Genomic DNA, 6,292 nt, shown 5'->3' with positions numbered 1-6,292 from the left:
CCGGAGCAGCGGGAGCGGCCGGAGCGGACGCAGCGGGGGGCCGCTGCAGGCGGGGCCGCGGGGGCGGCGGGCGCCGCGGGTGCGGCCGGCGCCGGCTTGGCGGCCGCCTCGGCGGTCTTGCCGGTGCTGGCGCCGAGCGCCTCCCGGACGCGTCGGGCCACGGGGGCCTCGACGGTGGAGGACGCGGACTTCACGAACTCGCCCTGCTCCTTGAGCGTGGCGAGCACGGTCTTGCTGTCGACACCGAACTCCTTGGCGAGTTCGTGTACGCGGGCTTTGCCTGGCACGGGTCTCCTCTTGGTGAGGCCGGCGGCTTGCCCGCTCGACCTCGTCGTTAGTGGCGCATGGTCATCGTGAGAACTTCACGGCTGAGTCATCCGACGGTGTCCTGTCGACGTGCGGACCGGCCTGGTGCCGACCCGACTGATTCCTGCTGTTGTCCGATCCCCGGGCACCGGCACCTCAGGACGAGGTGCCGAGGACGTGCTCCCGGAGCGGACCGACCTCCAGCGGGCTGCCTCCGGGGAGACGCAGCGCCCGGGTGAAGGCCCGGCGTCGCTCCGCTGTGCGCAGGCACTCCGGGGAGGGATGTACCGATGCTCCCCTTCCGGGGAGTCGCCGCCCGGGGTCGGGCACCAGGGCACCCGAGCGAGCGACGACGCGCAGCAGTTCGGTGACCGGCGCGCGAGCCCGGCAGCCCACACACGTGCGCACCGGGATCGACGTTTCGGCCACCCTGCACTCTAGCGCGTCGTCGGCCCCGGGTGTTCCACGCGCCGGGCAGGGGGGCGTTGCGCGCCCGGACGTCCCCCGCCCGAGGGAGCGGGCGCTCCCGAGCGCAGCGGCTGGCGGCCCACACCCGGCGAGGGCGTGGCGTCGTCGGGCTGGGCGTCGCTGCGGATGTCGATGCGGCAACCGGTGAGCCGGGCGGCGAGCCGGGCGTTCTGGCCCTCCTTGCCGATGGCGAGCGAGAGCTGGTAGTCGGGGACGACGACGCGCACCGCCTTGGCCTGGGCGTCGACGACCCGGGCGGAGGAGACGCGGGCGGGGCTCAGCGCGGAGGCGACGAACGTCGCGGGGTCGTCGGACCAGTCGACGATGTCGATCTTCTCGCCGTGCAGCTCGCTCATGACGTTGCGCACCCGTTGGCCCATCGGGCCGATGCACGCGCCCTTGGCGTTGAGCCCGGCCACCTTGCTCCGGACGGCGATCTTCGACCGGTGCCCCGCCTCGCGGGCGACCGCGACGATCTCGACGCTGCCGTCGGCCACCTCGGGCACCTCCAGCGCGAACAGCTTGCGGACCAGGTTGGGGTGGGTGCGCGACACCGTCACCTGCGGTCCGCGGAAGGTGCGGGCGACCGAGACGACGTAGGCCTTGAGCCGGCTGCCGTGCGGGTACTCCTCGCCCGGCACCTGCTCGGCCTGCGGCAGCACGGCCTCGACCTTGCCGATGTCCACCAGCACCGTGCCCTGGACGTTGCGGCGGTCGTGCGCCTGCACGATGCCGCTGACGATGTCGCCCTCCTTGCCGGCGTACTCGCCGAAGGTCTGCTCGTGCTCGGCGTCGCGCAGCCGCTGCACGATGACCTGCTTGGCGGTGCTGGCGGCGATCCGGCCGAAGTCGGTGGGGGTGTCGTCCCACTCGCGGACGACCTCGCCGTCGGGCCCCAGCTCCTGGGCCAGCACCGCGACCTCGCCGCTCTTGCGGTCCACGTGCACCCGCACGTGCTTGGCCGCACCGTCGGCGTGCCGGTACGCGGTGACCAGCGCCGTCTCGATCGCCTGGATCACCGTGTCGGCGGGGATGCCCTTCTCCCGCTCGACCGCCTTGAGCGCGGTGACGTCGATGTTCACTGTGCTCCTCCTCGCCCGCCCGGCGCGGCCTCGGTCCCGACGTCGTCGAGGTCCGCGGCATCGTCGAGGTCCGCGGCATCGTCGAGGTCCGCGGCATCGTCGAGGTCCGCGGCATCGTCGTCCGCGTCGTCCACGGCCTCGTCGTCGGCAACCTCGTCGTCCGCAACCTCGTCGTCGGCGGGCCCGCGCCCGAACTCCACCTGCACCCGGCCGCTGCCGAGCTGGGCCCACGGCACCTCGCGCGGGGCCGGCGGGCGCTTCTTCGCCCCCGGCTTGCCCGGCGCCTCGACCGCCAGCGTGACACCCGCGTCGTCGACCGCGGTGATCCGGCCGGTGACCTGCTCGGTCGCCCCCGCCGGGCCCACCGCCACCGTGACCAGCCGTCCGGTGTTGCGGCGCCAGTGGCGGGGCTCGCTCAGGGGCCGGTCGACGCCCGGGCTGCTCACCTCGAGCACGTAGGGGGTCCGTCCCATGCCGTCGTCGTGCGCGTCCAGGACCTCGGAGATCGCCCGGCTCACGTCGGCGATGTCGTCGAGGGTGACCCCGGCGTCCCTGTCGACCACGACGCGCACGACGCTGCGCCGGCCGGCCGGGGTGACCGCGAGCTCCTCGAGGTCGTAGCCGGCGCCGCCGACGACCGGCTCGATCCAGCCGGCGAGCCGCGCTGCTGCGGGGTCGGGGCGGGCTGTGCCGCGGGAGGCGGACAACGACTCATCCTCCTCGGAACTGGGGCACCGCACGGTGCGGCGCACGCTCCCCGGGCACGGCCGCACGGCAGCGCCGGGCGGACTCCCGAGGGGAAGAGGTCAGGCTACCGCCCGGCACCTGGGCGCGGGACCGGGCACCGGACTGCCCGGCGGCACGCGGCTGGGGCCGGAGGGGCGGGCGGGACGGCGCGGGCCCGCGGGCGCGACGCGCACGCGCCCGGCCCGTTCGTGCTGACCGCCGGGCTCCGCGGCTGCGAGGATGACGGGCGATGTCCCCCCTCGCTCCCCCGGCGCCGCGCGGCTTCTCGCGGCGCACGCTGCTGGCCGCCTCCGCCGCGGGCCTCACCGTGCTCGCGGTCGGCTGCACCTCGGCACCGCCCGAGGACCGCGAGCGGGTGACCGGCCGGCAGGCCGACGAGCTGCTGGCCCAGGTGGGTGTCCAGGAGACGCTCGTCGCGGCCTACACGGCGGCCGGCGCGGCGGACCCCGGGCTGGCCGGCGAGGTCGCCGAGCTGGCGGCGCAGGCCCAGGAGCAGCTGGAGCGGTTGCGCGCCGCGGCACCCGGCGCCAGCCCCACGGCGACCTCGCCAGGGTCTCCCCCGGCTCCGGGCGAGGCCCGCTCGTGGCTGCGGGCGCAGGTAGCCGCCGCGGCCACCTCGCACGCGGCCGCCTGCGTCGGACAGTCGGGCGCGCGTGCCGCGCTGCTCGGCTCCATCACCGCGGGGTTGCGCGGACAGGACGGACAGCTGGCATGACGGGACCGGGCGATGGCTGACGACGGCGACGACGCACGGGCGCTCGACGCCGAGAACGAGGCCCTCGGGGTGGCGCTGGCCGCGCTGCACACCGCCGTGTGGGGGTACGGCGTCGTCGGCGCCGCGCTCGAGTCCGGGGCCCGCGGGATCGTGAGCGCGGCGGAGACCGCCCATCGCGACGTGCGGGACGAGGTGATCGCGCTGCTCACCGAGCGCGACGCGGAGGTGCCGGCGGCCGAGGGCGCCTACGCGCTGCCCTTCCCGGTGCTGTCCGCGGTGGACGCCGCGGCGCTGGCCGTCGTCCTCGAGGAGGGCGCCACCACCGCGTGGGTGCGGGTGCTGGACCAGGCCGCCGAGCGCGGCACCCGCGAGCTGGCGCTGCAGGCCCTCACCGACGCCGAGGTGCGCGCCGTCGCCTGGCGCAGCGCCGCCGGCCAGGCTCCGGTCACCCGCGCCCTCCCGGGTCTCTAGCCGAGGGAGGCGAGGAAGGCGTCGGTGACCGCGATCGCGGCACTGCTGGACTGGCCGCCCTCGACGAGGACGGCGAACGCGATCGGGCCCCCCGCGCCGGTGAGGCGGTAGCCGACGAACCACCCGTGCGAGTCCGGCGGGGTGTTGGAGCCGAACTCGGCGGTCCCGGTCTTGCCGAACACCTCGCCCCGGTCGGCCAGGGCGGTCGCCGTCCCGGACAGCACGACCTGCCGCATCATCGGCCGCAGCGCCTCGAGCACCTGCGGGGCCGGGCCGGCCGGCGCGGGGCCGGCGGGCTCGGCCCCCACGACCTCCACCGGGGCGGCCGGCGTGCCGCTGGCGATGCCGGCGACCACGAGGGCCATCTGCGCGGGGCTCATCAGCACCTCGCCCTGACCGATGGTGTCGGCCGCCTTCGTCGTGCCCGTGCTGTCCCGCGGCACGGTCCCCGAGAACACGTCGACGGGCAGCTGCCAGTCCGTGCCCACCCCGTACGCCGCGGCCGCGTCGGCCAGCGCACCGTCGGGCAGCGCCATGCCCTGCTGGATGAACGTGGTGTTGCAGGACTGCGCGAAGGCCTCGGCGAACGGCACGGTGCCCAGGTCGAACTGGTCCTGGTTCTCGAACTCGCGGCCGTCGACGACGGTGGTCCCCGGGCACGGCACGGCGGTCTCCGGCGTGAGCGTCCCGGTCGAGAGCAGCGCGGTGGCGGTGATCGTCTTCATGCTCGAGCCCGGCGGGAAGCGACCGGAGAGCGCGCTGCGGGCATCGGCGATCTCGTTGGACGAGACGGCGAGCAGCTCGCCGGTGCCCGGCCGCACCACGACCAGGTGGGTCGGCCGCGGCTCGGTGGCGACGGCGGCGTCCGCGGCGATCTGGACGGCGGGGACCAGCGGCGTCTGCACGGGTTCACCGGGCACCGGCTCGACCGCGGCGATCTCCCGCCCCTCGTCGCCGATGCTCTCGTCGAGGGCGACGACCCGGACGGTGAAGCCGGCGGTGCCGCTCAGCTGCTCCTGGAAGGCGCGCTGCAGGCCGGAGGTGCCCAGCCGGTCGCCGGCGGCGTAGCGGGCCACGCCGTCCTCGGCGGTCTCCTCGAGGAGCTCGGCGGTCGCGGCGCCCACCCGGCCCAGCAGCGCCTCGGCGAACCGGGGCGAGGGCGCCAGCAGCTGCGTGCCGGTCGGGAAGACGGCGCCGGGCAGGTCGAACACCTGAGCCCGGATCTCCTCGAACTGCGGGCGGCGCAGGGTGATCACCGGGACGAACTGGCCGGCGGGCGCGGCCTGGACGACGGCGACGATCTCGTCGGCCGCGATGCCGGTGGCCGCGGACAGCGCCGCGGCCAGCGCGGGCAGGTCGGTGACCTGGGCCGGGTCGACGCCGACGTTGACCACCTCGGTGGGCGTGAACAGGGCGTTTCCGTCGGCGTCGGTGATCGGAGCGCGCTCGGGCAGGCTGCGGTCCAGCTCCAGGTGCTGCCCCTCCCCCAGTTCGGGGTGCACCAGCGTCGGCTCGGCGACCACCTGCCAGTCGTCGTCCCCCTCCTCCAACCGCAGCGTCGCGTCGTAGGTCCACTCGGGCGCCGCGGCCAGCGCCCAGGTCGCCGTCCAGTCGACGGTGGCACCGCCGTCCTCGACGGTGACCTCGCCCACCTCGGCGGACAGCACGGCCCCGGGGAGGTCCTCGGCGGTCTGCCCGAGCAGGGTCGTGGCCGCAGCGGGGTCGGTGGTGGCCGAGGCCGCGGAGTCGAGCTCGCCGGCGGCCCAGTCCGCGAGGAACTGCTCGGCGGCGTCCCGGACCTCGTCGTCGTTCCCGCCGGAGCACGCGCCGAGGACCGGCACCGCGAGCAGGAGGGTGGTGAGCAGGGCGGAACGGGTTCGCACGCGCACGGCGGTCACCCTGTCAGACGCCGGGGACCGCGTCAGAAGAGCACGCTGGCGAAGAGCCCGACCTCGCGGAAACCCACGCGCCGGTAGGCGGCGCGCGCGGCGGTGTTGAAGTCGTTGACGTACAGGCTCACCAGGGGGGCGATGGCCGAACGGGCGTACTCCACGACGGCGGCGGTGCCGGCCGCGCCGATCCCCTGTCCCCGGCACTCCGGGGCCACCCACACGCCCTGCACCTGGCAGGCGGCGCGGCTGACCGCGCCGATCTCAGCCTTGAACAGCACCCGGCCGTCCTCGATCCAGGCCAGGGACCGGCCGGTGCGGACCAGGTCGGCCAGCCGCGCCCGGTAGCTCACCCCGCCGTCGAGCCGCAGCGGGCTGACGCCGACCTCCTCGGTGAACATCGCGACCGCCGCCGGGAGCAGGGTCTCCAGGTCCTCGGCGCGGACCGGGCGCACCCGCGGCTCGGGGGCGACGGCGGGCGGGCCGTCGATGGCCAGCAGCGGCTGGCGGGGACGGTGGTCGCGCGGCGGGCCCCAGTACGGGGCCAGGAGCTCCCAGAGCGGCGCGACGGTCGCGGCCGGCCCGACGATCGTGCTGCACCGGCGCCCGGCGCG

8 protein-coding genes are annotated in these 6,292 nt (G+C 76.1%); 2 read left to right on the top strand and 6 right to left on the bottom strand.

What is annotated here, in order from left to right:
* From A6V29_RS08400 to rimP, 4 genes are all read right to left on the bottom strand, one after another.
* Positions 1–287 (bottom strand): translation initiation factor IF-2 N-terminal domain-containing protein (locus A6V29_RS08400; RefSeq protein WP_137159890.1); only part of this gene is annotated, 287 nt, incomplete at its 3' end.
* A 175-nt stretch (positions 288–462) separates the two neighbouring features.
* The gene (locus A6V29_RS08395; RefSeq protein WP_212719151.1) at positions 463–702 is read right to left on the bottom strand and encodes a YlxR family protein; all 240 of its coding nucleotides are present in this window, start codon (positions 700–702) and stop codon (positions 463–465) included.
* Between the two features lie 41 nt (positions 703–743).
* Entirely contained in the window at positions 744–1,856 is a 1,113-nt protein-coding gene (gene nusA, locus A6V29_RS08390; protein WP_137159888.1) for a transcription termination factor NusA, read from the bottom strand.
* A complete protein-coding gene (gene rimP, locus A6V29_RS08385) occupies positions 1,853–2,563 on the bottom strand; it encodes a ribosome maturation factor RimP (protein WP_137159887.1) in 711 nt (236 codons plus the stop codon). The genes nusA and rimP overlap by 4 nt, the downstream gene beginning before the upstream one ends.
* A gap of 269 nt (positions 2,564–2,832) precedes the next feature.
* Between rimP and A6V29_RS08380 the strand changes: the two genes are divergently transcribed.
* On the top strand, positions 2,833–3,318 hold the full coding sequence (locus A6V29_RS08380) for a hypothetical protein (protein WP_137159886.1): 486 nt from the start codon (positions 2,833–2,835) through the stop codon (positions 3,316–3,318).
* A gap of 12 nt (positions 3,319–3,330) precedes the next feature.
* The gene (locus A6V29_RS08375; protein ID WP_137159885.1) at positions 3,331–3,789 is read left to right on the top strand and encodes a ferritin-like domain-containing protein; all 459 of its coding nucleotides are present in this window, start codon (positions 3,331–3,333) and stop codon (positions 3,787–3,789) included.
* Here A6V29_RS08375 and A6V29_RS08370 read toward each other — a convergent pair.
* Both A6V29_RS08370 and A6V29_RS08365 read right to left on the bottom strand, forming a co-directional pair.
* Positions 3,786–5,678, bottom strand: a complete 1,893-nt coding sequence (locus A6V29_RS08370) for a penicillin-binding transpeptidase domain-containing protein (RefSeq protein ID WP_137159884.1) — start codon at positions 5,676–5,678, stop codon at positions 3,786–3,788. The genes A6V29_RS08375 and A6V29_RS08370 overlap by 4 nt on opposite strands.
* 32 nt (positions 5,679–5,710) lie before the next feature.
* Positions 5,711–6,292, bottom strand: a 582-nt coding sequence (locus A6V29_RS08365) for a GNAT family N-acetyltransferase (RefSeq protein WP_137159883.1), incomplete at its 5' end; no start/stop codon positions are given.

The sequence above is a fragment of the Blastococcus sp. CCUG 61487 genome (genome assembly GCF_005222955.1).
In the GTDB taxonomy this organism is placed as follows: Bacteria; Actinomycetota; Actinomycetes; order Mycobacteriales; family Geodermatophilaceae; genus Blastococcus.
This window is presented reverse-complemented; position numbering and strand designations above follow the sequence as displayed.